At 68.3% G+C, this 23,411-nt stretch carries 26 protein-coding genes and 1 tRNA gene; 23 read left to right on the top strand and 4 right to left on the bottom strand.

Features of this window, described 5'->3' with window-relative positions; all coding sequences use genetic code 11:
* Positions 1 to 57 precede the first annotated feature (57 nt).
* The 11 genes from rplU (at position 58) to QFZ53_RS14440 (ending at position 7,829) form a co-directional block, all read left to right on the top strand.
* Positions 58 to 366, top strand: coding sequence for a 50S ribosomal protein L21 (rplU, locus tag QFZ53_RS14490; RefSeq protein ID WP_045258321.1), 309 nt, complete (start codon positions 58 to 60; stop codon positions 364 to 366).
* An 18-nt stretch (positions 367 to 384) separates the two neighbouring features.
* Positions 385 to 642, top strand: a complete 258-nt coding sequence (gene rpmA, locus QFZ53_RS14485) for a 50S ribosomal protein L27 (RefSeq protein ID WP_028501603.1) — start codon at positions 385 to 387, stop codon at positions 640 to 642.
* Positions 643 to 718: 76 nt separating this feature from the next.
* The gene (obgE, locus tag QFZ53_RS14480) at positions 719 to 2,218 is read left to right on the top strand and encodes a GTPase ObgE (RefSeq protein ID WP_292908393.1); all 1,500 of its coding nucleotides are present in this window, start codon (positions 719 to 721) and stop codon (positions 2,216 to 2,218) included.
* The gene (gene proB, locus QFZ53_RS14475) at positions 2,215 to 3,000 is read left to right on the top strand and encodes a glutamate 5-kinase (RefSeq protein ID WP_307297601.1); all 786 of its coding nucleotides are present in this window, start codon (positions 2,215 to 2,217) and stop codon (positions 2,998 to 3,000) included. Before obgE ends, proB begins: the two co-directional genes overlap by 4 nt.
* A 9-nt stretch (positions 3,001 to 3,009) precedes the next feature.
* On the top strand, positions 3,010 to 4,263 hold the full coding sequence (locus QFZ53_RS14470) for a glutamate-5-semialdehyde dehydrogenase (protein WP_307297600.1): 1,254 nt from the start codon (positions 3,010 to 3,012) through the stop codon (positions 4,261 to 4,263).
* A 52-nt stretch (positions 4,264 to 4,315) separates the two neighbouring features.
* The gene (locus QFZ53_RS14465) at positions 4,316 to 4,540 is read left to right on the top strand and encodes a hypothetical protein (RefSeq protein WP_292908398.1); all 225 of its coding nucleotides are present in this window, start codon (positions 4,316 to 4,318) and stop codon (positions 4,538 to 4,540) included.
* Between the two features lie 6 nt (positions 4,541 to 4,546).
* The gene (gene nadD / locus QFZ53_RS14460) at positions 4,547 to 5,149 is read left to right on the top strand and encodes a nicotinate-nucleotide adenylyltransferase (protein WP_292908400.1); all 603 of its coding nucleotides are present in this window, start codon (positions 4,547 to 4,549) and stop codon (positions 5,147 to 5,149) included.
* A complete protein-coding gene (locus QFZ53_RS14455) occupies positions 5,146 to 6,387 on the top strand; it encodes a hypothetical protein (protein ID WP_307297596.1) in 1,242 nt (413 codons plus the stop codon). Before nadD ends, QFZ53_RS14455 begins: the two co-directional genes overlap by 4 nt.
* Complete coding sequence (rsfS, locus tag QFZ53_RS14450) at positions 6,387 to 6,758, top strand: ribosome silencing factor (RefSeq protein ID WP_292908404.1); 372 nt, start codon at positions 6,387 to 6,389, stop codon at positions 6,756 to 6,758. Before QFZ53_RS14455 ends, rsfS begins: the two co-directional genes overlap by 1 nt.
* 1 nt (position 6,759) lies before the next feature.
* On the top strand, positions 6,760 to 7,449 hold the full coding sequence (locus tag QFZ53_RS14445) for an SDR family oxidoreductase (protein WP_292908406.1): 690 nt from the start codon (positions 6,760 to 6,762) through the stop codon (positions 7,447 to 7,449).
* A 95-nt stretch (positions 7,450 to 7,544) separates the two neighbouring features.
* Entirely contained in the window at positions 7,545 to 7,829 is a 285-nt protein-coding gene (locus tag QFZ53_RS14440) for a hypothetical protein (protein WP_307297595.1), read from the top strand.
* A gap of 4 nt (positions 7,830 to 7,833) precedes the next feature.
* Here QFZ53_RS14440 and QFZ53_RS14435 read toward each other — a convergent pair whose 3' ends face one another.
* Both QFZ53_RS14435 and QFZ53_RS14430 read right to left on the bottom strand, forming a co-directional pair.
* Positions 7,834 to 8,748 carry a CorA family divalent cation transporter gene (locus QFZ53_RS14435; RefSeq protein WP_307297593.1) on the bottom strand — a complete coding sequence of 305 codons (915 nt, stop codon included), beginning with the start codon at positions 8,746 to 8,748 and terminating at the stop codon, positions 7,834 to 7,836.
* Positions 8,749 to 8,755: 7 nt separating this feature from the next.
* On the bottom strand, positions 8,756 to 8,953 hold the full coding sequence (locus tag QFZ53_RS14430; protein ID WP_307297592.1) for a hypothetical protein: 198 nt from the start codon (positions 8,951 to 8,953) through the stop codon (positions 8,756 to 8,758).
* Between the two features lie 202 nt (positions 8,954 to 9,155).
* On the opposite strand from QFZ53_RS14430, the gene QFZ53_RS14425 reads away from it, so the two are divergent.
* The 12 genes from QFZ53_RS14425 (at position 9,156) to QFZ53_RS14370 (ending at position 21,555) form a co-directional block, all read left to right on the top strand.
* Positions 9,156 to 9,228, top strand: a tRNA-Ala gene (locus QFZ53_RS14425).
* Between the two features lie 151 nt (positions 9,229 to 9,379).
* Entirely contained in the window at positions 9,380 to 10,876 is a 1,497-nt protein-coding gene (locus QFZ53_RS14420) for a DUF3375 domain-containing protein (RefSeq protein WP_307297589.1), read from the top strand.
* Complete coding sequence (locus tag QFZ53_RS14415) at positions 10,869 to 11,564, top strand: DUF4194 domain-containing protein (RefSeq protein WP_307297586.1); 696 nt, start codon at positions 10,869 to 10,871, stop codon at positions 11,562 to 11,564. The genes QFZ53_RS14420 and QFZ53_RS14415 overlap by 8 nt, the downstream gene beginning before the upstream one ends.
* Positions 11,561 to 14,926 (top strand): ATP-binding protein, encoded by a 3,366-nt coding sequence (locus tag QFZ53_RS14410; RefSeq protein ID WP_307297584.1) that lies wholly within the window; start codon positions 11,561 to 11,563, stop codon positions 14,924 to 14,926. Before QFZ53_RS14415 ends, QFZ53_RS14410 begins: the two co-directional genes overlap by 4 nt.
* A 63-nt stretch (positions 14,927 to 14,989) precedes the next feature.
* Positions 14,990 to 16,183, top strand: a complete 1,194-nt coding sequence (locus QFZ53_RS14405) for an inorganic phosphate transporter (RefSeq protein WP_307297581.1) — start codon at positions 14,990 to 14,992, stop codon at positions 16,181 to 16,183.
* Between the two features lie 26 nt (positions 16,184 to 16,209).
* Positions 16,210 to 16,485 carry a hypothetical protein gene (locus QFZ53_RS14400; RefSeq protein ID WP_307297579.1) on the top strand — a complete coding sequence of 92 codons (276 nt, stop codon included), beginning with the start codon at positions 16,210 to 16,212 and terminating at the stop codon, positions 16,483 to 16,485.
* Between the two features lie 10 nt (positions 16,486 to 16,495).
* Positions 16,496 to 17,131, top strand: coding sequence for a DUF3349 domain-containing protein (locus QFZ53_RS14395; RefSeq protein WP_307297577.1), 636 nt, complete (start codon positions 16,496 to 16,498; stop codon positions 17,129 to 17,131).
* A 126-nt stretch (positions 17,132 to 17,257) separates the two neighbouring features.
* Positions 17,258 to 18,322, top strand: a complete 1,065-nt coding sequence (locus QFZ53_RS14390; RefSeq protein ID WP_307297575.1) for an NAD(P)-binding domain-containing protein — start codon at positions 17,258 to 17,260, stop codon at positions 18,320 to 18,322.
* Between the two features lie 51 nt (positions 18,323 to 18,373).
* On the top strand, positions 18,374 to 19,165 hold the full coding sequence (locus QFZ53_RS14385; RefSeq protein ID WP_307297574.1) for a hypothetical protein: 792 nt from the start codon (positions 18,374 to 18,376) through the stop codon (positions 19,163 to 19,165).
* Complete coding sequence (locus QFZ53_RS14380; protein ID WP_307297572.1) at positions 19,162 to 19,689, top strand: hypothetical protein; 528 nt, start codon at positions 19,162 to 19,164, stop codon at positions 19,687 to 19,689. The genes QFZ53_RS14385 and QFZ53_RS14380 overlap by 4 nt, the downstream gene beginning before the upstream one ends.
* 28 nt (positions 19,690 to 19,717) lie before the next feature.
* Complete coding sequence (locus tag QFZ53_RS14375; protein ID WP_292908432.1) at positions 19,718 to 20,374, top strand: SDR family oxidoreductase; 657 nt, start codon at positions 19,718 to 19,720, stop codon at positions 20,372 to 20,374.
* Positions 20,374 to 21,555 (top strand): glycoside hydrolase family 3 N-terminal domain-containing protein, encoded by a 1,182-nt coding sequence (locus QFZ53_RS14370; RefSeq protein WP_307297569.1) that lies wholly within the window; start codon positions 20,374 to 20,376, stop codon positions 21,553 to 21,555. Before QFZ53_RS14375 ends, QFZ53_RS14370 begins: the two co-directional genes overlap by 1 nt.
* Here the strand turns inward: QFZ53_RS14370 and QFZ53_RS14365 are convergent.
* Together QFZ53_RS14365 and QFZ53_RS14360 are read right to left on the bottom strand one after the other, a co-directional pair.
* On the bottom strand, positions 21,533 to 22,384 hold the full coding sequence (locus QFZ53_RS14365) for a 3-methyladenine DNA glycosylase (protein ID WP_292908436.1): 852 nt from the start codon (positions 22,382 to 22,384) through the stop codon (positions 21,533 to 21,535). The genes QFZ53_RS14370 and QFZ53_RS14365 overlap by 23 nt on opposite strands.
* Before the next feature lies 1 nt (position 22,385).
* Positions 22,386 to 23,411 carry an App1 family protein gene (locus tag QFZ53_RS14360; RefSeq protein ID WP_307297565.1) on the bottom strand — a complete coding sequence of 342 codons (1,026 nt, stop codon included), beginning with the start codon at positions 23,409 to 23,411 and terminating at the stop codon, positions 22,386 to 22,388.

Genomic DNA, 23,411 nt, shown 5'->3' with positions numbered 1-23,411 from the left:
ACAGTCTTCCCGTGAGATTCTCGGAGCCGACGTGCTCCCCAACGAAACAGGTATGAAGTGGTTTACGCAGTAGTGCGCGCCGGTGGGCGGCAGGAGAAGGTCGAGGTCGGCACGATCGTTCAGCTCGACCGTGTGCAGGCTGCCCAGGGCGAGAAGATCGAGCTGGCCGCTGTGCTGCTCGTCGACGGCGCCACGGTGACCACCGACGCCGACAAGCTCGCGAAGGTCAAGGTCACGGCAGAGGTTCTCGGCAACCTCCGCGGCCCGAAGATCATCATCCAGAAGTACAAGAACAAGACCGGCTACAAGAAGCGTCAGGGCCACCGCCAGGAGCTCACGCGCGTCAAGATCACCGGCATCAAGTAAGACCGAGGAGACCAGGACATGGCACACAAAAAGGGCGCAAGCTCCACCCGTAACGGTCGTGATTCCAACGCACAGCGTCTTGGCGTCAAGCGCTTCGGCGGCCAGCAGGTCCTCGCCGGCGAGATCATCGTCCGCCAGCGCGGCACGCACTTCCACCCCGGCGTGAACGTCGGCCGTGGTGGCGACGACACGCTGTTCGCTCTGGCCGCCGGTGCGGTCCAGTTCGGCGCGAAGGGCGGCCGCAAGGTCGTCAACATCGTCGCAGCAGCTGAGTAATCACAGCAGCACAGCAGACATCCGATTCGGGGCGGGCTTCGGCCCGCCCCGAATCTGTTTTTGAGGAGAGAGAGACATGGTCACCTTCGTCGACACCGTGACGCTGCACTTGCGTGCCGGTAAGGGCGGCAACGGCTGTGTCTCCGTGCACCGCGAGAAGTTCAAGCCGCTGGGCGGCCCCGACGGCGGCAACGGCGGCGACGGCGGCGACATCGTGCTCGTCGCCGACTCCCAGACCGGCACGCTGCTCTCGTACCACCACTCGCCCCACCGCTCGTCCGGCAACGGAGGACCCGGTATGGGCGACCACCGCTCCGGCTTCCTGGGTGAGACGCTCGAGCTCCCGGTCCCGGTCGGCACGGTCGTGAAGAACCCCGCCGGTGAGGTGCTGATCGACATGATCATCCCCGGTGAGCGATTCGTCGTCGCCAAGGGCGGTCAGGGAGGCCTCGGCAACGCGGCCCTCGCGACGCCCAAGCGCAAGGCTCCCGGGTTCGCGCTTCTCGGAACGCCAGGATACGAGGGCGACGTCGTCCTCGAGCTGAAGACGGTCGCCGACGTCGCTCTGGTCGGATACCCGTCCGCGGGCAAGTCGAGCCTGATCGGCGCGATCTCGGCTGCACGTCCGAAGATCGCCGACTATCCGTTCACGACCCTGCACCCGAACCTCGGGGTCGTGCAGCAGGGCGACTTCCGCTACACCGTCGCCGATGTGCCGGGTCTCATCGAGGGCGCGAGCGAAGGACGCGGACTCGGCCTCGAGTTCCTGCGGCACGTCGAGCGCTGCTCGGCTCTGCTGCACGTGCTCGACTGCGCCACGCTCGAGCCGGGGCGCGACCCGATCTCCGATCTCGACGTGATCCTCGCCGAGCTCGCAGCCTACGAGGTGCCCGAAGGTCAGACGCCGCTTCTCGAGCGTCCGCAGCTCGTCGCGCTCAACAAGATCGACGTGCCCGAGGCGCGTGACCTCGCCGACCTCGTCCGTCCCGAACTCGAGGCGCGAGGATTCCGGGTGTTCGAGATCTCCACGGTGTCGCACGAGGGTCTGCGTCCTCTGACGTTCGCGCTCGGCGAGATCGTCGAGAAGCACCGCGCCGAAGCAGCGCTGGAGGTTCCGCCGGAGCGGGTCGTCATCCGCCCCAGGGGCTCGAAGAAGGACTTCACGATCCGGGTCGAGGGCGGAACGTACGGCAACGTCTACCGCATCCTCGGCGAGAAGCCGGTGCGCTGGGTGCAGCAGACCGACTTCCAGAACGAAGAAGCCGTCGGCTTCCTCGCGGATCGCCTCGAGAAGCTCGGGGTCGAAGACGAGCTGTTCCGTCTCGGTGCGGTTCAGGGATCGACCGTGGTCATCGGCGAGGGCGACAGCATCGTCTTCGACTGGGAGCCGACGATGGCGTCGGCCGCCGAGCTGATGGTCGCCCCTCGTGGCACCGATCCGCGTCTGGCCCCGAACGCCCGCCGAACCACGTCCGAGCGCCGTGAGCACTACTACGAGCGCATGGACGCCAAGGCCGAGGCCCGTGCGGAGGTGGAGGCTCAGCGCCTCGCGGCATACCGCGAGGACGAGAAGTGACAGCCCGCACCCGCGCGGATCTGTCCACCGCCTCGCGCATCGTCGTGAAGGTGGGTTCGTCCTCGATCAGCGGCGACTCCTCCTGGCGCATTCCGATGCTCGTGCACGCGCTGGCGGCCGCGCACGCCCGCGGCACCGAGGTCATCCTCGTGTCGTCGGGGGCGATCGCCACCGGCATCCCGTTCCTCCGCCTCGACGCCCGCCCCACCGACCTCGCCACTCAGCAGGCCGCGGCGGCCGTGGGGCAGAACATCCTGATCTTCCGCTACCAGGAGGCACTGCGCCCGTTCGACATCGTGGCGGGTCAGGTGCTGCTCACCACGGGCGATCTCGAGCACCCGATGTCGCGATCCAACGCACGTCGCGCGATGGAGCGTCTGCTCGGGCTCCGGATCCTGCCGATCGTGAACGAGAACGACACGGTCGCCACACAGGAGATCCGCTTCGGCGACAACGACCGCCTCGGAGCCCTCGTCGCCCAGCTTCTCGAGGCGGATGCGCTCGTGCTGCTCAGCGACATCGAGTCGCTCTACACCAAGCCTCCGACCGACCCCGGCGCCCAGCCGATCGACACGGTCGCCCCCGACGCGGATCTCGCAGGTCTCGAGTTCGGCTCGACCGTCGTGAACAGTGTGGGCACAGGGGGAGCCGCGACGAAGGTGTCTGCCGCGCGACTCGCCGCCGCATCCGGAATCGGCGTGCTCGTCACGAGCGCCGACCTCGTCGAGAGGGCCCTGAACGGCGACGAAATAGGAACCTGGTTCGAACCGGCCGTCTCCTAGACTGGCGGGATGACCGATCAGACCCCGCAGGTGCGCCTGGAGCGCGCCAAGGAGGCGTCTCGCGCCACGGCCGCTCTCACCAGCGACGACAAGGCGCGAGTGCTCGAGGCCATCGCCGTGGCGCTCGAGCAGAATGCCGCGCAGATCATCGAGGCCAACGGCAAGGACATCGTCCGAGGTCGCGAAGGCGGCATCGGGGAGTCTCTGATCGACCGTCTGCGTCTCGACGAGAAGCGCGTCGCCGCTCTCGCCTCGGCTGTGCGCGAGGTGGCAGCTCTTCCCGACCCGGTCGGGCGCGTCGTGGGGGGACATCGGATGCCGAACGGCGTCGCGCTCGAGCAGGTGCGCGTGCCGTTCGGGGTCGTCGGCGCCATCTACGAGGCCCGGCCGAACGTCACGGTCGACATCGCCGCTCTCGCGCTGCGGTCGGGGAACGCGATCGTGCTCCGCGGCGGCAGCGCCGCACTCGAGTCGAACACCGTGCTGGTCGCAGTGATGCGCGACGCGCTGGCCGGAGCGGGGCTGACGCCCGAAGCGGTGCAGACCGTCGACGACTTCGGCCGCGATGGCGCCAAGGCGCTCATGCACGGACGTGGATTCGTCGACGTGCTCGTTCCCCGTGGCAGCGCGGGGCTCATCGAGACGGTCGTCACCGAGTCCACCGTGCCCGTCATCGAGACCGGTGCGGGCAACGTGCACATCGTGCTCGACGAGAGCGCGCCCGACGACTGGGCGCGCGACATCGTCGTGAACGCGAAGGTGCAGCGCCCGAGCGTCTGCAACGCCGTCGAGACGGTGCTCGTGCACCGTCAGGCGGCGCCTCGTCTGGTTCCTCTCGTCGCGAGCGCACTGCAGAGCGAGGGCGTCGCGATCCACGGAGACGACATAGTCGCGGGCCTCGTGTCGAACGTGATCCCCGCGACCGAGGAGGACTGGGCGACCGAGTACCTCAGCCTCGACATCGCGATGAAGGTCGTGGACTCGCTCGACGAGGCTCTCGAGCACATCCGTCGCTACAGCACGGGCCACACCGAGTCGATCGTGACGACCGATTCCCGCAATGCCGAGCGGTTCCTCGCCGAGGTCGACTCGGCCGTCGTGATGGCGAACGCGTCGACCCGGTTCACCGATGGCGGCGAGTTCGGCTTCGGCGCCGAAGTGGGCATCTCGACGCAGAAGCTGCACGCGCGCGGTCCGATGGGTCTTGCCGAGCTCACCAGCACGAAGTGGTTGGCGCGTGGAGCAGGTCAGATTCGCGGCTGAGGACTAGACTTGGGGGCGCTGTACAGCCCGCAGGTCACGAATTGGAGCAAGGATGAACCTCGTCGCACAGATCGCGATGGCCGCCGCAGAGACCGAGCACCACGGAAACGTGGCGCTCGAGACGCTGATCTTCGGAGTCATCGCCGCGATCGTGTTCACCGCGCTCGCTCTGGTGACGCTGTCGTACAAGAACGTCGCCAACCGTCATTCGGCCAAGGCCGAAGCATTCGCCGCGAAGCACGGCAAGGACGGGCACGGGGCGGGGCACGGCCACTAAGACCGCATGAGCACAACGACCTCGCGCGCTCCGCGCATCGGCGTGATGGGCGGGACGTTCGATCCGATCCACCACGGACATCTGGTCGCCGCCAGCGAGGTCGCGCACTCGTTCGATCTCGACGAGGTCGTCTTCGTGCCGACGGGCCGCCCGTGGCAGAAGCAAGACGTGACCCCCAGCGAGCACCGGTATCTGATGACGGTGATCGCGACGGCATCCAACCCGCAGTTCACGGTCAGCCGGGTCGACGTCGATCGAGAAGGGCCGACGTACACCATCGACACCCTCCGCGATCTGAAGCGAGATCGTCCGGACGCCGAACTGTTCTTCATCACGGGAGCGGATGCCGTAGCGCAAATTCTCAGTTGGAGGGACCATGATGAGTTGTGGGAGCTGGCCCATTTCGTCGCGGTCTCACGTCCTGGACATGTCCTGAGCACAGACGGCCTCCCACCCGGTGACGTCAGCCAGCTCGAGGTGCCGGCGCTGTCGATCTCGTCGACGGCATGCCGTGAACGGGTGCACGACGGAGAGCCGGTGTGGTACCTCGTTCCCGACGGGGTCGTTCAATACATCGCGAAGCATCATCTGTATCGGAGCAAGGCATGAGTACATCGGATCAGCAAGAGCACGGTCCGCTGACGCGCAAGCAGTTGCGAGAGATCCGACTGACGGGCTCGACGCCGGTCATCTCGGCAGAAGAGGCGGCGGCCGCAGCGGCAGCGCCCGCGGCGCCGCCCGTTCCCCCGCCGGTCCCGCCTCTGCCGCGTGCTGCGGAGCCGGCAGAGATCGCCCCCGCGCCAGGCGACGACGTCGATTCCTCTGGCGCTCCGCTGACGCGTCGTCAGATCCGCGAGCAGGAACGGGTCAAGACCGCATCCGTGCCCGTGCTCGGTGGCGACGAAAGCGCTTCGGCTGCCGAGGAGTCCGCCCCGCAGGCTCCCGCCGAGGAGCCGATCGAAGAGGACGTCGAGGAAGAAGCTGCCGCCACCGACGTCTCTCCGGCTGAATCGGAGGAGATCGTCTCCGGCGTCCCCGCGTTCGCGCCGCCGAGTTCTGCGTTCTCCGAAGACGAAGACGAAGACGATGACGACGACGAGCAGGTCGACGTCGCTCCTGTGAGCGCCGCCGCAGCCGTCGACACGGTCGGCGACGTACCTCTCTCCGAGAGCACCGCGCCGGTCGAGATCGATCCCGCGCACGTCGACGACGATCCCGTGGCAGCCGTCGCGGCGCTCGGCATCGAGGTGCAGGAGCCGCAGGATACGGAGCACGACGACACAGACGACGTGCTCGCCGATGTGAAGCGCCTCGACGACGCCGATCTGCCCGAAGGCGAGCGTCCTGTCGTGAGCGAGGCGTTCGGATACGGCGTCCTTGCGGATGCGGCTGAGCCGCAGCAGTCGTTCACTCCGTCGTTCGATGAGCTTCTCTCAGCCGACAGCTCCGGAGGCTCGCAGCACACCGCCTCCAACACCCTCATCTTCAACCCGCCGGCGGGGGAGGGGTCCCTCGACGGACCCGTCGCCTCGACCGGAGAGATCCTCGTCACGGGCTCCTACGAGCTTCCGCAGGGGATCGGCTCACAGGGCCATGCGCACGGCGTCGCCGACGGTAAAGACGTCGACTCCGTGCTGATCGACGGCGAGCTGCCTCCGGCTTCCTCGCCGACCCCGATCGCGGCGAGTGCCGCGATCAGCACCATCAAGCCCGCCGGTGAGGTCATCCGACCGCCGGCCCCCGAAAAGGGCAACAAGCTCATGCTCACCCTCGCGATCGTGGCGGGCGGTCTGGCGCTCGCGCTGGGTGTCGTCCTGATCGTCGCCTTCACAACGAAGTTGATCTGATGCAGTCACCTGAAACCGCCGAAGAAATGCTGCAGATCGCAGTCGATGCCGCCGTCAGCAAGGGCGGGGAGGATCTCGTCGCGCTGAACGTGTCCGAGCCCCTGCCGCTCGTCGACATCTTCCTGCTGGTCACCGGCAACAGCGAGCGCAACGTCGCCGCGATCGCCGACGAGATCGAGGACAAGCTCCTCGAGTCGGGGCACAAGCGCGTGCGTCGCGAGGGGCGAGCGGAGTCCCGTTGGGTTCTGCTCGACTTCGGCGACCTGATCGTCCACGTCTTCCACCAGGAGGAGCGGGTCTACTACGGCCTGGAGCGCCTCTGGAAGGACTGCCCGGTCGTGCCGTTCGAGCTCGCGGCCGACCCGGCCTGACATGCCCTTGCACCTGCTCACCGGAGCCGGTTCCGGAATAGGCTCGGTGGTCGCCCGACGACTGATCGACCGCGGTGACCAGGTGGTTCTGCTGGTGCGGGATGCCGGGCGCGCGAGACAGCTGGCGGAGCGGTTCCCCGGGGCTCAGACGCTCGTCGGCGACCTGTCGAATCCCGGCCGCCTGTCGTGGGCGCTGTCGAAGCAGGCGCTGCCGGAGCGCATCGATTCGCTGATCCATGTCGCAGGCGTGGTCGACCTCGGCGCCGTCGCCGATCTGCCGCCCTCCTTGTGGGAGCAGCAGCTCGCGGTGAACCTCGTCGGCCCGGCCGAGCTCACGAGGCTCCTCCTGCCGGTGCTGCGCGTCTCCCGTGGACGGGTGGTCTTCGTGAACTCTGGCGCAGGGCTCAATGCGCACGCCGGCTGGTCGGCGTATGCCGCGTCGAAGCACGGGTTGAAGGCGCTGGCGGATTCGCTGCGTGCTGAGGAGGCATCGCACGGCGTGCGGGTCACCTCGATCTACCCTGGCCGCACGGCGACGCCCATGCAAGAGAAGGTCCACCAGCAAGAGGGGCGCGAGTACGACGCCTCTCGCTACATCGCCGCCGAGTCCGTGGCGACGACCATCCTGCTTGCGCTCGACCTGCCGGACGACGCGCATCTCACCGATCTCACGGTGCGGCCGACCGGGTGATCGTCATCCGGCTTCTCCGCCGGATTGTCAAGGGTCTTCACCTGTGCCACGGCGTCGGGCAAGCTCTCTTCTGAGAGAACCTGGAGGGCCGCAGGATGGCTGCCGATCCCGATCCACGCTATGTGCTTCGCCGTATCACGACGTCGGAGTGGGTGATCAACGACCTGAGGTTCGCTCAGGACGACACGAGGCATGTGGTGGCCTGCGTGTACGAACTCGCGCCGACTGAGGTCGACGTGGTCTGGCTGAGAGACCTGCCGCTGCGGGGAACCTACGCGACCGCGTTCGAGGTGCTCGAAGACCTGGAGCGCATGCACGCGCCCAGCCGAGCCACGAAGCCGGTGCAGATTCCGCACCTGCCGCCGCTGATGGCGGACTGAGCTTCTACTCGTCGGCGTCGGCGTGCTCGCCCAGCCAGCCGCGCCGGCGGAACAGGGTGAAGGCGATCACGTCGATCACGACGATCGCGATACCGGTGACCAGCCAGCCGTACTCCCACCTCACGAGGGGGAGGTTCTTGAAGTTCATGCCGTAGATGCCGGCGATCACGGTCGGGATGGCCAGGAGCGCGGCGAACGCCGAGATGGTCCGCATGTCCTTGTTCTGGCGGGTCCCCACGTTGCTCTGGTGACTGGAGACGAGTGCGTCGAGGGACTCGTGCTCGGTGGACGTCAGCTCGGACACTCCGCGGGCGTCGTTCGCAAGATGAGCGAAGTACGGACGCAGATGCGGCTGCTGCTCTGTGAGCCGCGCAATGTGATCGCCCGATTGGCGTAGCGCCTCAGCGAGCCCGGATGAAGCTCTGTCGATCTGGCCGATGCGCTGCCTGAGCCGGTAGATGCGCCGGTAGTCCTCGCGTACGCGGCTGTCGAAGACCTCCGTCTCCAAGTTGTCCAGGTCCTTTTCGACGGCCGCCCCGAGTTCGACGAAGTCGCGCACCACGGCGTCGAGCACGCGATGCGCCGCGGCCAGGGGGGAGTCGACGCTCACGGCACCCGGCCCCTCGAGCAGCGCGTCGAGATCGCGGAACTCCGCCGTGTCACCCCTCTGCACGAGGACCAACTCGTCGGCGGTGAGGATCAGCGCCAAGTCGGTGTCGGTCATCGTCGTGCCTTCGTCCCCACGGTCGATGTCCCAGATCGAAAGGTACAGCTGCCCGTCGAACGACTCAGCCTTGGGCTGCTGACGCCCGGCGAGCAGATCGTCGATGACGAGCGGATGCAGGTCGAGGCGCTTCGCGATCTTCTCGAGCTCTTCGGGACCGGGGTTGGTCAGACGCGTCCAGGCACGCGAGGGCACGGGATGTTCAGAGGCCGTCGGACTCGGAGTCGTCAGACTCATCGTCCGCCTCCGATGCCAGGCGGTCGGCAGCGTAGCTGTCGACGGCGTCCTGGTTGGCATCGGTGTCGAGCAGCGTGTCCCCGTCGACCTCGCGGGTGGGCACGTCGTCCGTCTCGTCGTCGGCGTCGTCGGGGAACGGAAGCGGGGGGATCGGATTAGACATGGTCTTCCTCCTCATGATCGGTGCGGTCACGATACGACGCCGGGCGGCGTCTGCAGAGAGGGTTGACCCGAGGACTGCCGAGCGCTAAAAGCGTCGCGCGGGTCGTGGAGCGACGCGCCCGGGCGACGATCGCCGATTGGTGCTCGCGGCGATTCGTGTTGTATTCTTTTCAAGTTGCCCCGGCTGGTCCGGGGAAGCAGATGGGCCTGTGGCGCAGTTGGTAGCGCACCTGCATGGCATGCAGGGGGTCAGGGGTTCGAATCCCCTCAGGTCCACCGAATGAAGGCCCTCGGCTCTGCCGGGGGCCTTCTGCGTACCCGGATGCGAAGCTCCGGCGGCGGGCGTCAGCGACGGCTTCCCAGTAGGCTGAAGGATGCCGTTCCCACCGGAGCGGCGTGTTTTGAGATCATCCGTTTCGGGAGCAGTGTGACCGGTACTCGAGCCGAAGCGGCGTATCTGCGCGCTCGTGCCGCGTTCAAGATCCCCACGCTCGATCTGCTGCACGGGCGCTATGCGCCCTTCGTCGTCGCGGTGCTGAGCATCATGTTCACCGCCGAGCGGCCGACGGTAGCCGTCGCCGATGCGCATGTCGAGGTGGGCGAGATCCTCGCCGAGCTCCGCGCGGCCGGCTACGAGCAGGACGGCCGGGGACTGCCGTCGACGACCGGGCGCGAGGTCTGCCGATACTGGGTCAAAGTCGGGTGGCTCGGCCAGCAGATCGAAGGCGACACAGAGGTGTACCGCTGCACGGCGCACGCGGTGCGGGCGCTGGAGATCGCCGATCTCACGGGCGGCACCACCCGAGTCTCGCACTCGCGCGTGCGCACGCTTCTCGATGCCGTCGAACGGCTGGCGGGTGACGCCGACGACGACCCGGCCAGACGACTGGCCAGGTTGAGGGCGGAACGAGATGCCCTGAACGCGCAGATCGCGGCGTTCGAGAACGACGAGGCAGAACCCATAGCCGACGACGAGCTGCTCGAAGAAGCCGAGAACGTGCTTCATCTCTCCCGCAGCCTCCCGGCCGACTTCACCCGGGTCGCCGAGTCGATCAAAGCGATGCAGCGCGATGTCATCCGTGATCTCCGCCGTGATGAGCGGCCTACCGGCGAGGTCCTGCGCGAGTACCTTCTCCGTGGACAGCAGGTCATGCAGTCCACACGCGAGGGGCAGGCGTTCGCCGGCGCTCTGCGCGTGATAGGCGACCCGGAGCGGATCGACGCGCTCACCGAGCAGCTGCACGAGCTGCTCTCGCGCCCATTCGCGGACAGGCTCGACGCGGCCCAGCGCGCGGACCTCGACACGATCGGACGGCGAATGGAATTGGGCGTGCAAGAGGTGCTCACCGCCCAGCGGCGCGCATCGCACGTGATCGCCGCCCAGGTCCGCACGCACGACCCCGCGCGCGACCGTCAGGTCGACGAGCTTCTGCGCGACGTCATCTCGGGGCTCCAGGCCTGGACGCAGACGCGTACACCCGAGACCCCCGTCGAGCCGCTGCGCCGGTTGCCGATCGCGAGCATCGGACACCTGCGGCAGTCTCTCAGCGATGTCCGTCCGCCCGAGCCCCCGGCGCCACTCGCGGATCGTGGCGACGACGCCGTGTTCCTCGACGCGGACACGCGGGCCTGGGGCGGCCCTCGGTATGCCGAGCTGGAAGCCTACGTCGCGCGACTCGGCGACGAGTTCGACCTCGGTGAGGCGTTCCTCGGGACCGACGAAGACACGCGGCGGCCGGTCGATCTGCTCGGCCTGCTCGAGATCGCGCACCGCAACGGGATGACCGAAAACGAGGACGTATCGATCGTCGAGGCGCTGCGACCGGACGGCACGACGCGGCGGTTCGCTTTCGCAGCGGTGACTGCACAGACGACCAAGAACTCTGCAATGGCGCAGGCCGCGAAGGAGCAGACGGATGAGTGACCACGAACCCACCACGGCAGAGGGCTTCATCGAGCCGGTCTCGATGGAGGAGGACCTCCCCGAGCTGTTCCCCGGCGACAGGGGCGTGCTCGATCCCGAGGTCCGCCGCACTCTCGCGCTGATCCTGCACCGCCGCTTCCTGCTGTCGGAGCGCAACCGTCAGGAATGGCGCACTCTGCTCGATCACCAGACCGTGATCGAGTCGCGGCTCAACGATCTGTACATCCGTCTGATCGTCGATCACGAACACGGTCTCGCCTACAAGCAGCAGATCCGCATCGACGAGCTCGACATCCCGATCCTGCTCCGCGACACTCCGTACACGCGTTCCGAGACCCTCGTGCTCGTGCATCTGCGCACGGTATACGAGCGCGAGAACGTCGCAGGCGAGGCGGCGCCGCGCATCGACATCGAAGACGTCGAGCAGACCGTGCTCAGCTACTTCACCGATGCCGACGGCGACATCGCGCGACGGCAGAAGGCCGTGCGCGACGCGATGCGCAAGCTGGCGAACGACGGCATCATCAGCGAGGAGACGACGGGCCGCTATCGCATCGGCCCGCTGGTCGAGGTCGTGCTGAGCGCTCAGAAGCTCACCGAGCTTCGGGACTGGCTGCGTGAGACGGCGGCCGGTCGGGCGGTAGACGCTATCGAGGCCGAGGACACGCGGGAAGGCGTGCTGTCATGACGATGATCGAGACGCTGTTCGGACTCATCCCGCAGGGCTCCCGCGGCCAGCAGTGGTTGGCGGAAGACCTGCAGCTGGTGAACTGGGGCGGTTACGACGGCGGACCGCACCGTGTGCGATTCTCTCCCGAGGCCACACTTCTGTGCGGAGGGTCCGGATCGGGCAAATCCACGCTCATGGACGCGTACATCGCGCTCATGATGCCGCACACGACGCCGTTCAACGGCGCCTCCAACGGCGGGGTCACCGGCCGCCCGCGCGGAGACGAACAGCGCAACGTGCTGTCCTACGGACGCGGAAAGCTCGACGAAACCCGCACCGAGGAAGGCACGAAGGTGCAGGTGCTCCGCGGCGACGGTGAGGACACCTGGACCGCGATCTCGATGACGTGGCTCGACCATGACGGCGCCCGGTTCACGGCCGTGCGCGCCTGGTACATTCCCGCGGGAGCACGGGTGCTCGAAGACACCGTGCGGGTGCGGGCGACCGTGCACGGCGCCTTCGATCTCGGCTCTCTCGAGCGCGCAGCCACCCAGCGCCTGACCGACGCATCCGTGCGGACCGCCGGCCTCGATCCGGTCGGCACCGACCGGGAGTTCTCAGCCCGCCTGCACGCGGTGCTCGGCATCGGGGCGGCCGGCGCCGGATCCAACGCGATGAGTCTGCTGGCGCGTATCCAGGCCGGGCAGCAGATCACCACGGTCGACGATCTGTACAAGCGCCTCGTGCTCGAAGAACCCGAGACCATGCGCACGGCTGACGCGGTCGTCACCCACTTCGACGAGCTCGAGAGCACCCGCCAGCGCATGCTCGTCGCCCGCCAGCAGGTGGCGGCGCTCGAGCCGATCCGTGATCTCCGTCTGAGGATCGAGACCACCGCGGAGCGGATGCGCCTGATCGACGAGGTCGGCATCTTCGCCGATCCGTCTTCACTGGCTTCGCTGTGGCGAGCCGAGCGGCGGATGGCTCTGCTGCGCGACGTCGAGGAGGAGCTGCGCGACCGCAAGCTGGCGCTCGACGCGTCGATCCGCGAGAAGCGCGTCCAGGCGGATGCGGCGGATGCCGAGCACGACGGACTCCGAGACCTGCTCCGCGAACACGGCGGCGACCACCTGGAGACCGCGCAGCGCGAGCTTCGCGGGGTCGAGCGGCGCCTGCTGGAGGCTGAGGAGGCGCGGTCGCGCCTGGATCAGGACCTCCGGATGCTCGGCGTCGATGCCTCCACGAAGGAGCAGTTCGAGGCGCTGATCGCCCGGGCGCGCGCTGCGCTCGACGATTCCGCTGCGAAGGCGCGGGCTCGTGACGACTGGGCGCAGGCGCGGAGCGCCCGCGATGCGGCGTCGGCCGAGCTGTCGCGACTCGAACGGGAGCTCGCGGCATCCACGTCGTTCACCGGCAACATCCCCGCCGATCTCTACCAGTCGCGCGCGCGACTCGCCGAGGCCGCAGGGCTCGAAGCCCACGAGCTGCCGTTCGTGGGCGAACTCGTCGAGGTGCAGACCGAGTACGAGCCGTGGCGGGAGGCCTTCAACCTCGCACTCGGCGGGTTCGCGACCACCCTGTTGCTCGATGTCGCCCACCTAGACAGGTTCCGCGCTGCGATCGACAGTGTGCGGACGCCACGGCGCCTGAACTACCAGGGCGTGCACACCGGCATTCGGCCGGGACGCGGAGGAGCGGCCGACACCCTGCCAGGTCGTCTCGACTACAGCAGCACCCCGTTCACCGGCTGGTTGCAGCTGCGGCTCGAGGAACGGTTCGGTTTCGTCTGCGTGAACAGTGCGGAGGAGCTCGCCGCGCACGATCAGGCCGTGACGATCACCGGACAGATCTCGCGAGGTGAGCAGGGAGCGCACGGCGGTCACGGGCGCGCGAACGTGCTCGGCTTCTCGAACCAGAGCAGACTCCGCGAACTGCGGGCCGCCGTGGACGCGGCTCGTCGCGAGCTCGACCAGGCCGAGGTGCGGCTCGACGTCGCCGCGGCCGATCTCGACGGCATCGATGCGCAGCGCGCGGCCTACGCGAAGATCGTCGACGTCACGTGGGACCGGATCGATGTCGACGCGCTGAACGCCGAGCGCGAGCGCTGGCAGTCGGTCGAATCCGATGTCGCACAGGCGAATCCCGACATCGCCGGCCTGCGCGACCAGATCGACAAGGCGAAGAAGTCCATGACCCGATTGCGTGAGGAGATCGCGGCGGCGACCGTCGAGCGGAACCAGGTGGAATCGACCTGGGGTGACATCATCGACGACGTCGACGCAGCCCAGAAGCTTATCGACGAGGCAGCCGACAGCGCCCGCGCGTTCGACACCGAGCATGCCGCGTATCTCGATGACCGCTTCGCCGCGCCGAGTGGCACCGCGGCCACGGCATCCGCTCTGCTGACCCGCTTCGACAACGCGCTGTCGAGTGCGGGCCAGCGTCTCGCCGAAGACCATTCGCGCGCTGTCGAAGCCCATCAGGAGCAGCGCGAGGGCATGCGACGGCTCATGCAGACGTTCCTGGAGCGCTGGGAGAATCCGAATCTTCTGGCCGACCCCGACCTGTACGTCGATGATTTCGAGAACATCCTCACCGCGCTCGAGACGAGCGGCCTCCACGAGCTCGAGGGGGAGTGGCGCGACAGCCTGCTGAACCTCTCCGGCAACGACCTCACGAACCTCGATTCGACGCTCGCCCGCTCGCTCCGCGAGATCCGCGAGCGCATCGAACCGATCAATCGGATCATGCAGGATCTGCCGTTCTACGACGACGATCATCGGCTGCAGATCACCACGCGAGACAGCCAGTCCGAGGCTCGCAAGCGCTTCCGGCGCGATCTGCGCGAGGTCCGAGGACTCATCGAAAACGCCTCGACCGACGCCGAGCGCGAAAACGCGTATCGCAGGATGTCTCGGCTGATCGGACACCTGCGCAGATCGGCTCCGGACTTCAACGATCTCGTCGACGTGCGCAATCACGTGCGGGTGAGCGCCGAGCGGGTGACGGCCGACACCAAGCAGCACGTGGCGCTGTACGACCACATCGGGGAGAAGTCCGGCGGCGAGTCGCAGGAGCTCATCGCGTTCATCGTCGGCGCGGCACTGCGCTACCAGTTGGGGGATGCCGGCGCCGAACGCCCTCGCTACGCACCCGTCTTCATGGACGAAGCGCTGATCAAGGCCGACGCTCACTTCACCAAGCGCGCGATCGGCGCCTGGCGCGGTCTCGGCTTCCAGCTCGTGATCGGCGCGCCGAACGACAAGTACAGCGCGATCGAACCGCATGTCGACGTGGAGTACGACATCCTCAAGGACACGCAGGGACGCTCGTGGGCGAAGCTGAAGGTCGGGCTCGCAGAGGAGCCGGCGCGGGCGTGAACGTCGGGTGAACTCTTCCGGTGACCCGGAGGCGTGAGCCGTGCCGAGTGCGAGACTCGCACCATGTCCGGCGAGCTCCTCATCCTGATCCTCGTGATCGTCACCGCCATCGGCTTCGACTTCACGAACGGATTCCACGACACCGGAAACGCGATGGCGACGTCCATCGCCACCGGCGCCCTCAAGCCCAAGGCCGCCGTTACGATCGCCGCGGTGCTGAACCTCGTCGGAGCGTTCCTGTCGGTCGAGGTCGCCGCGACGATCACCAAGGACGTACTGAAGCTACAGACCGAGACTGGCGGTCTCGTCGAGGGCCTCAGCGCCCAGACGGCGATGACGATCATCTTCGCGGGCCTCGTCGGCGGCATCCTCTGGAACCTCATCACGTGGCTGCTCGGGCTTCCGTCGAGCTCCTCGCATGCGCTGTTCGGAGGATTGATCGGGGCGGGCCTCGCAGGCGCGGTGACGATCAACTGGGCAGGCATCATCGGCAAGATCATCGTCCCCGCCTTCCTCTCGCCGGTCATCGCCGGAGCCGTCGCCGCCGTCGGCACCTTCCTCGTCTACGCGATCACGAAGCGCGTGGGGGAGAAGCGTCGAGAGACGGGATTCCGCTGGGGCCAGATCGGCACCGCATCGCTCGTGTCCCTCGCCCACGGCACCGGCGACGCGCAGAAGACCATGGGCGTCATCGCTCTCGCGCTCATCGCCCACGGATCCCTCACCACTCAGGGCATCGAGGACGACGGCCTTCCGGTGTGGATCATCGTCGTCTGCGGCCTCGCCATCGCCGTCGGCACCTACCTCGGGGGCTGGCGGATCATCCGCACGCTCGGCAAGGGACTCGTCGAGATCGAGTCGCCGCAGGGCATGGCGGCGGAGGCGTCGTCGGCGGCCATCATCCTCACATCGAGCTCGATGGGCATGGCACTGTCGACCACCCACGTCGCCACGGGATCGATCCTGGGCTCCGGAGTCGGCAAGCCCGGGGGAGTCGTGCGCTGGGGCGTCGCGGGACGCATGGCGGCGGCCTGGCTCATCACGATGCCCGCGGCCGGCATCGTCGGCGCGCTGTGCTACTTCATAGCGAACGGCATCGGCGGGCTCACCGGCGCGATCACGGTCTTCGCGCTCCTGATCGTCCTCTCCGCGTACATGTATCTGCGCAGCCGCCGCCAGAAGGTCGATGCCTCGAACGTGAACGCAGAGTGGGACGGCAAGGTCGTCCCCGAAGCATCGGCCGCCACCGCAGCCTGAACGCACGCGAGAGAATCGGAGTCATCATGGACATCATCTGGAGCGACATCGCCCTCGCCGCCGGCCGCGTGCTGCTCGTCGGCGCGGTGTTCGGAGCCGGGCTCCCCGCGCTGTTCGCCCTCGGGCTGCGTCTGCACGCGGCCGGCGCGGGCGATCTCGACGGCGTTGAGCGCCGACCTGCGTTCACAGTTCTCGGATACGTGCTCTTCGCGATCGTCGTCGCCGCGGTCGTCACCGGTGTGCTCTGGATCACCCGGTCGAGCCTGCACCACTATCTCGGCATCTCGTTGTTCGGAGCCTGAGGAGATCATCATGACCGACACCGTCGTCTCGTCGATCCTCCGCTGGCTTCGCGCCGGGTATCCGGAGGGCGTGCCGCCGAAGGACTACTATCCGCTGCTCGCGTTGCTGCGCGACACCTTGAGCAACGAGGAGTTCGAGGAGATCATCTCGCGCATCGAATCGCTGGATGCCGACCCTATCCGCGTGCGGGACATCAGGGCGGCCATCGAACACGTGACCTCGGAACGCCCGGGTGACGACGACGTGCGAGCCGTCGCGGCCCGCTTGGCAGCGGTCGGATGGCCGCTCAGCGGTGGCGCACGCAAACGCGCCCAGGAGCACGCAGTCGTGAACCCGGCCGAACCCGAGAGGGCGCACGCGAATCCCGTGCAGCGCGCTTTGGCGTGGTTGCGGGCCGGTTACCCGGACGGCATCCCCGAGACCGACTACGTGCCCATCCTCGCCCTTCTGCGACGTCGTCTGAACGACGATGAGGTGCGGGAGGTCGCCGATGCGCTCATCGCGCACGACATCGAGCAGGACGGAGTCGCGTCCCGTGTCGATGCGCGGGTGCTCATGACGAAGATCCTCGGTGAGCTGCCGTCCGATGCCGACCTGCGCCGCGTCGAAGCCCGCCTTGCCGAGTCGGGCTGGAACCTGGTCTGAGGAGCATCCCTGCAAGCGGCGTCAGGACGCCGCACTCGTCGCCACGCACAACCGGCTGCACCCATTACCAGATCGCGCTCTGACGGCCTGCGGAACAACGCGGCAGCCGAGGGCGTTGATGACGTCGTGAGCATCCTCGGCAGTGTGGTGATCGGAGCAGGTCAGGCCGGTCTGTCGGCGTCGTACCACCTGAGCCGTCTCGGTATCGGTCACGTCGTCCTCGACGCCGACGACGAACCAGGCGGCGCGTGGCGGCACCGCTGGGATGCCCTGACGATGCGCGACGTGCACGGCGTCGCCGAGCTGCCCGGCGATGCTCCTCCGCCTCGCGACGCCCAGCGCGCGAACGTCGCGGTGCCGGCGTACTTCGCGGCCTACGAGAAAGCCCACCGGCTGCCGGTCGTCAGACCGGTGAGGGTCGATCGGGTCGACGACGAAGACCGCGTGCTCGTGGTGCGCGCGGGGGAGCGCGAATGGCGGGCGAAGACGATCGTGAACGCGACCGGCACCTGGACGCACCCCTTCCTGCCGCACTATCCGGGAATGGAGACGTTCCTCGGAGAGCAGCTGCACACCATCGACTATCCCGGGCCCGAGCACTTCCTCGGCAAACGGGTGCTGGTCGTGGGTGGCGGCGCCTCTGCGGTGCAGTTCCTCGGCGCTCTCGCGCCGATCACCGACACCCTCTGGGTCACGCGCCGCGAACCCGTGTGGCGTGACGACGACTTCACGCCTGAGGCGGGCGCGGCGGCCGTCGCGCTCGTCGAGCAGCGGGTCGCGCGCGGCCTGCCGCCGCAGAGCGTCGTGAGCGTCACGGGCCTCATGCTCCGCCCGCAGGAGCGCGAGGCCGAGCGGCTCGGCGCCTACGCCGCCCGTCGGCCGATGTTCGAGCGCATCGAGCCGGACGGCGTGCGCTGGGCCGACGGCTCCTTCGAACGGGTCGACGTGATCCTGTGGGCCACGGGTTTCCGCCCGGCCATCGGACACCTGGCACCGCTGCATCTGCGTTCGGCAGCTGGCGGGATCCAGCTCGATCGTGGCGGACGCGGCACGACGGCCTTCGCCGACCCGCGAGTGCAGCTGGTGGGGTACGGCCCCTCGGCGAGCACGATCGGTGCGAACCGGGCGGGGCGCTCGGCGGCGAAGGGCGTGCAGCGGATGCTGACGGCGGAACTGGCCAAGACGCGCTGACGTCTGCAGGAATCGTGATCGGTAGAGGGACTCGGTCGATAACCTGAGCACATGCTCCGCATCGTGTTCCTGATCGTCTGGCTGCTGCTGTCGACGTGGCTGCTCATCTGGACGGGCGAAGGCCTGTTCGGCGTGAATCAACGGCAGTCGATACTGCCCTTCGGCGGTGAGGACACTCTCGGCGCGCCAATCATGATCGGTGTCGCCTGGGGGCTGATCCTGACCTTCGGCGGAACCATGTCGGGGCTGGGGCGTCGCAAGAGGGTGAAGGGCGAGGCGCACATCGGCGTCGGCCGCATCGTCGAGGTCTCCCGCACCGGACTCACCGTGAACGACGTGCCGCAGTACGACCTCTTCATCAGAGTCACGCCAGGCAGCGGAGACGAGTTCGTCGCCCAGCTGCGAATGCTCGTCGATGCGAGCGACTTCGCGAGCCTGCAGGTCGGTCAGCCGGTGCCGGTGCGCTACAGCCTCACGGATCAGGACACGGTCGAGCTCGCCGACTTCAGCGACCCCGCCGTGCGCGACGCGATGCTCCAGTGGCGTATCGATCGTGGTCTCATCGACCCACGGCTCGTGAAGGCCAGGACGACGGGAACGCAGGTGCCGGCATCCGTGCTCGAGATGCGGCCGACCGGTCGCAGGCTCGAAGGGCAGAGCGAGCTCGCTCTGCGGGTGCTGATGGCGCCGGAAGGCGCCGAGACCTGGGAAGCCGAGACGACCGTTTTCGCCTACCCGCAAGCCCTCTCGCACTTCCAGGTCGGCGCTCCCATCTGGGCGTTCTACCGACGAGAGGATCCGCACACCGTCGCGGTCACGATCGAGAAAGAGGACGCGCGATGAACATCCTCGACACGCTGATCTGGCTGGTGAACTTCCCGGCCTCGCACGGCTACGCCATGGTGTTCATCGCCGGATTCTCGATCCTCGGGCTCTTCGCGATGTCAGCGGCAGGATCAGCACCCGGCGGCGCGCTGCGACGCGTCCGCGAGCGTGAAGGGCTCCTGAGGGAGACGGGCCCGCAGCCGGGGCGGATCACGGGTCGGCTCCGGCGCATCGGATTCCGCGTCCTCGCCTTCCTGATGCTCGCGAACCTCGTGGTCGGCATCCTCAGCCTCACCGGTGTCCCCGTCACCCGGGCGTACATCTACGAGCATGGCCAGCCGACTGCCGCGACGCGCGACGGCGACTGGGTGACCTTCACGACCGCCACCGGCGTCGAATACACCCTGGAGAGCAACTTCTTCACGCCTGCCGTGTACCCCGACCGCGACGCGTACATCCCGTCGGGGGAGCCGGTGACCGTGCGCTACCTGCCGGGACACCCGCAGGCGTTCGTGATCGACAGCACCCAGGGCCAGCGCTGACATCGGGATGGGAGCGTAGGGTGAGAGCATGTCCCGTGTCATCGTCTTCGGCGGCCACGGCCGCATCGCACTCCTGCTCGCGCCGCTTCTCGTCGAGCGCGGCGCCGAGGTGACCTCGGTCATCCGGAACCCCGATCATTCCGCTGACGTCGCCGCAGGCGGGGCGCAGCCCCTCGTCGCCGATGTCGAGCAGCTCGACACGGCGGCGCTCGCGGAGATCATCCGCGGCCACGACGCCGTCGTGTGGTCGGCGGGCGCCGGCGGAGGCGATCCGCAGCGCACCTACGCGGTCGACCGCGACGCCGCCATCCGCACGATGGACGCCGCAGTTCTCGCGGAAGTGCCGCGCTACGTGATGGTCTCGTGGCTCGGCTCGACGGCCGATCACGGCATCCCGGAGGACGCCGGCTTCTTCCCCTATGCCGACGCGAAGTGGGCGGCCGACGAGCACCTGCGCGGCACCGACCTCGAAGGAACGATCCTCGCTCCTGGCACGCTGACCTTCGACGAACCGACCGGCCGCATCCGCCTCGACCCCGAGGGGCGCGGTGAGGTCTCGCGCGCCGACGTCGCCGCGGTGATCGTCGAGGCGCTCGACTCACCCGCGACGATCGGACGCACCATCCGCTTCGGCAACGGCACCGACGAGAACGCGGTCCCGATCGCCGAGGCCCTGTCGAACTGATGCCCCGGCGGCGTGCCGGTGCTGTCGCGCTCGCGATGATCGTCGCCGGCGCGATCCTGGGCGCACCCGTTCACGAGGCGTCGGCCTCATCCGTCGAGCACGCGGCCGCCGCGGGCGAAGCCGGCGGGCCCGCGGCGCGCGCGGCCGATCTCGTCGCGAGCATGACGACGGCCGAGCAGGCCGCAAGCGTGATCATGGGACACATCCCGTCGACCGACCCCGCCGCATTGAACGCCTACATGGCACAGGGGTTCGGCGGATTCATCCTGATGGGCGCGAACATGCCTGCCGCGACCGCCGATCTGCCGACGGTCACGGGCTCTCTCGCCGTGGACACCTCGCTGCCTCCGCTCATCGCGATCGACCAGGAGGGCGGGATCGTCTCGCGTCTGAGCGCAGACACCTATCCGGCTTCCACGGCGTTGAAGTCGCAGCCGGCCGATGTGACCGCGGCCGCTTTCGCCGCCCGCGCCTCCCTGGTCGCGCAGGCGGGCATCTCGGTGAACTTCGGCACCGTCGCCGACGTCACCGCCGATACGTCATCGTTCATCTTCGGCCGTGCGCTCGGCACGGATCCGCAGGCGTCAGCCGAGCGCGTGGCCGCCGCGACGGCGGCGCAGGAGCAGTTCCTCGCCTCGACGCTCAAGCACTTCCCCGGTCACGGCGCGGCTCCCGGCGACTCGCATCACGCGATCCCTTCGACGAGCGAGTCCTTCGAGCAGTGGCGAACTTCGGATGCAGTGCCGTTCGCGGCCGGAGTGGACGCCGGCGCCTCGGTGCTGATGTTCGGCCACCTCACGTACACGGCCGTCGATGCCGCGCCCGCATCGCTGTCGGCCCGGTGGCACGAGATCGCCAGAGACGACCTGGGCTTCGAGGGCGTGATCGTGACGGACGACCTGGGCATGCTGCTGTCCTCCGGCATCCCCGAGTATCGCGATCCCGTCGCCGACGCGGTCGCGGCCCTTGCCGCTGGTAACGATCTGGTGCTCATGATCGCCGGGTCGACTCCTGATACGGCGGGGCAGATGGCGGCGGGGATCGTCGCGGCGATCGAGAACGGCTCCCTCCCGCCCGAACGTCTCGCCGATGCGGCGACGCGCGTCCTCACACTGCGGCTGAGTCTCTCCGCGGCGAGCGCGGACTGGGCGCTGTGCTCTACGTGCGAACCGGCGAGCTGAGCCAGGCGCCGAGCAGAGCCCCGCGCAGCACCGCACCGCGTTCGGCGAATCCACGCTGCTGTCGCACGTACTCGGCCTTGCCCTCCGGAGTCTCGATGCGAACGGGCACGACGTCCCAGCCTGAGAGATCGTAAGGAGCCGCCTGCATGTCGAGAAGCCGGATGTCGCGCGCCAGCTCGAACGCGTCGAGCAGCAGTTCGCCCGGGATCAGCGGGCCGAGCTTCATCGCCCACTTGTACAGGTCCATTCCGGCGTGCAGACAACCCGGCTGTTCAAACAGTGGCTGATCGTCTCGCGTGAGAGGACTCCGGTTGCGGGGGACGGCGTCGGGGGTGAAGAAGCGGAACGCGTCGAAGTGCGTGCAGCGGAGATCGTGGCTCTCGACGACGGCGTCGGTCGCGTCCTGGCCCAGCCGCAGGGGCACCGGATGCCGATGTTCGTCCTGGCGGTAGACCATGGCCCATTCGTGCAGGCCGAAGCAGCCGAACTGACCCGGTCGGGAGGCGGTGCGCCGCAGCATCCGCTCGATGAGGCCCGCGAGTTCGGGTTTGTCGGCGGCGAAGACGTCGGCATCGGGGGTGACGTCGTCGCCGCTCGAGGAGTACCAGCGCCAGGCGGTGCGCTCCGGAGCGTCCTTCAGGGTGACGCCCGCCCCCGGATGCCAGCGGCGCAGCTGCGCCGGCTTGTACGCGTAATACGTGAAGAGGAAGTCCCACACCGGATGCTTCTCGCGGCGGGACGCCCGTGCGCGGTGCTCTGCGGTGAGAGCATCCGCGCGCTCCTGATGGGCCTGCGCGCGCGCCGTCCAGTCGGCACGGGAGAGGATCATGTCAGTGCAGGATGCCGGCGTCGCCGAGCAGGTCACGGAGACCGGCGCCGTCCTCAGCGCTCACCCAGGGGGCGGCGTGCTCGGCGTGCTCCTCCTGGTCGGCGCGACCGCCGGCCAGCACCGCCTCGGCGGGGAGCAGCCGTCGGATCGCGACCGCGGCGACCGAGTCGGGATGCTCTGCCATGAACTCGGAGTAGATGGCCTCGTCGTGCTGGCCGTCGTCGCCGATGAGCAGCCAGTGCACGTGCGGGAACTCTGCCGCGAGCCGGCGGAGGTTGGTGAGCTTGTGCTCGCGGCCGCTGCGGAACCAGCGATCGTGCGTGGGCCCCCAGTCGGTGAGGAGCATCGATCCGTTCGGGAAGAGGTGGCGGCCGAGGAAGCGCTTGAGAGTCGGGGCCACGTTCCAGGCGCCGGTGGAGAGGTACACCATCGGGGCGCCGGGATGCTGGCGCAGCAGCTGATCCAGGAGCACCGCCATGCCGGGGACGGGGAGGCGTGCGTGCTCGTCGACCACGAAGGAGTTCCATGCCGCGATGAACGGGCGGGGGAGCGCGGTGACCATCACGGTGTCGTCGACATCGCAGACGATGCCGAACGAGGTCTTCTCCGCCACGACGAAAGCCGTCGCTTCGACGGGCGTCTGGCCCTCGACCGAGACGGTGAACGTCTGCCAGCCCGGAGCGAGGTCGGCGTCGATCACGGCGTCGATCACACCGCCGCGATCAGCCACGACATGATGGGTAGTCTCGCCGATCCGCACGGTGACCTTCGCGAAGCTCACCGGGATGCCGACGAAGCTGCGCCAGCCGCGCACACTCGCGGGTTCGCCGGACTCTGTGCTCCGCTGCGGGGGCACGATCAGAACGCGGCCGACCACGCGGACCCAGCCGGGACCGCCGTAACCGGGGAACGGCACGATCGTCGCGGCGCGGCCACGACGGCGCGCTCGACCCTCACGCCATACGTGGAGGCGGTGTTCGAGTCGGGCGAACCAGTGGATTCTGGCGGCCGAAGGGGATGAGGCCAT

This window comes from Microbacterium natoriense (genome assembly GCF_030816295.1).
Classification (GTDB): Bacteria; Actinomycetota; Actinomycetes; order Actinomycetales; family Microbacteriaceae; genus Microbacterium; species Microbacterium natoriense_A.
This window is presented reverse-complemented; position numbering and strand designations above follow the sequence as displayed.

What these genes read in the sequence shown, in the direction of transcription:
- QFZ53_RS14410 (WP_307297584.1), top strand. Translation starts at nt 11,561, where the DNA reads ATGACGATGATCGAGACGCTGTTCGGACTCATCCCGCAGGGCTCCCGC.
- QFZ53_RS14445 (WP_292908406.1), top strand. Translation starts at nt 6,760, where the DNA reads ATGCCCTTGCACCTGCTCACCGGAGCCGGTTCCGGAATAGGCTCGGTG.
- rpmA (WP_028501603.1), top strand. Translation starts at nt 385, where the DNA reads ATGGCACACAAAAAGGGCGCAAGCTCCACCCGTAACGGTCGTGATTCC.
- QFZ53_RS14370 (WP_307297569.1), top strand. Translation starts at nt 20,374, where the DNA reads ATGCCCCGGCGGCGTGCCGGTGCTGTCGCGCTCGCGATGATCGTCGCC.
- QFZ53_RS14470 (WP_307297600.1), top strand. Translation starts at nt 3,010, where the DNA reads ATGACCGATCAGACCCCGCAGGTGCGCCTGGAGCGCGCCAAGGAGGCG.
- QFZ53_RS14360 (WP_307297565.1), bottom strand. Translation starts at nt 23,411, where the DNA reads ATGGCCTCATCCCCTTCGGCCGCCAGAATCCACTGGTTCGCCCGACTC.
- QFZ53_RS14365 (WP_292908436.1), bottom strand. Translation starts at nt 22,384, where the DNA reads ATGATCCTCTCCCGTGCCGACTGGACGGCGCGCGCGCAGGCCCATCAG.
- nadD (WP_292908400.1), top strand. Translation starts at nt 4,547, where the DNA reads ATGAGCACAACGACCTCGCGCGCTCCGCGCATCGGCGTGATGGGCGGG.
- obgE (WP_292908393.1), top strand. Translation starts at nt 719, where the DNA reads ATGGTCACCTTCGTCGACACCGTGACGCTGCACTTGCGTGCCGGTAAG.
- QFZ53_RS14440 (WP_307297595.1), top strand. Translation starts at nt 7,545, where the DNA reads ATGGCTGCCGATCCCGATCCACGCTATGTGCTTCGCCGTATCACGACG.
- QFZ53_RS14380 (WP_307297572.1), top strand. Translation starts at nt 19,162, where the DNA reads ATGAACATCCTCGACACGCTGATCTGGCTGGTGAACTTCCCGGCCTCG.
- QFZ53_RS14415 (WP_307297586.1), top strand. Translation starts at nt 10,869, where the DNA reads ATGAGTGACCACGAACCCACCACGGCAGAGGGCTTCATCGAGCCGGTC.
- QFZ53_RS14405 (WP_307297581.1), top strand. Translation starts at nt 14,990, where the DNA reads ATGTCCGGCGAGCTCCTCATCCTGATCCTCGTGATCGTCACCGCCATC.
- QFZ53_RS14375 (WP_292908432.1), top strand. Translation starts at nt 19,718, where the DNA reads ATGTCCCGTGTCATCGTCTTCGGCGGCCACGGCCGCATCGCACTCCTG.
- QFZ53_RS14400 (WP_307297579.1), top strand. Translation starts at nt 16,210, where the DNA reads ATGGACATCATCTGGAGCGACATCGCCCTCGCCGCCGGCCGCGTGCTG.
- QFZ53_RS14385 (WP_307297574.1), top strand. Translation starts at nt 18,374, where the DNA reads ATGCTCCGCATCGTGTTCCTGATCGTCTGGCTGCTGCTGTCGACGTGG.
- QFZ53_RS14395 (WP_307297577.1), top strand. Translation starts at nt 16,496, where the DNA reads ATGACCGACACCGTCGTCTCGTCGATCCTCCGCTGGCTTCGCGCCGGG.
- QFZ53_RS14430 (WP_307297592.1), bottom strand. Translation starts at nt 8,953, where the DNA reads ATGTCTAATCCGATCCCCCCGCTTCCGTTCCCCGACGACGCCGACGAC.
- QFZ53_RS14465 (WP_292908398.1), top strand. Translation starts at nt 4,316, where the DNA reads ATGAACCTCGTCGCACAGATCGCGATGGCCGCCGCAGAGACCGAGCAC.
- rsfS (WP_292908404.1), top strand. Translation starts at nt 6,387, where the DNA reads ATGCAGTCACCTGAAACCGCCGAAGAAATGCTGCAGATCGCAGTCGAT.
- QFZ53_RS14455 (WP_307297596.1), top strand. Translation starts at nt 5,146, where the DNA reads ATGAGTACATCGGATCAGCAAGAGCACGGTCCGCTGACGCGCAAGCAG.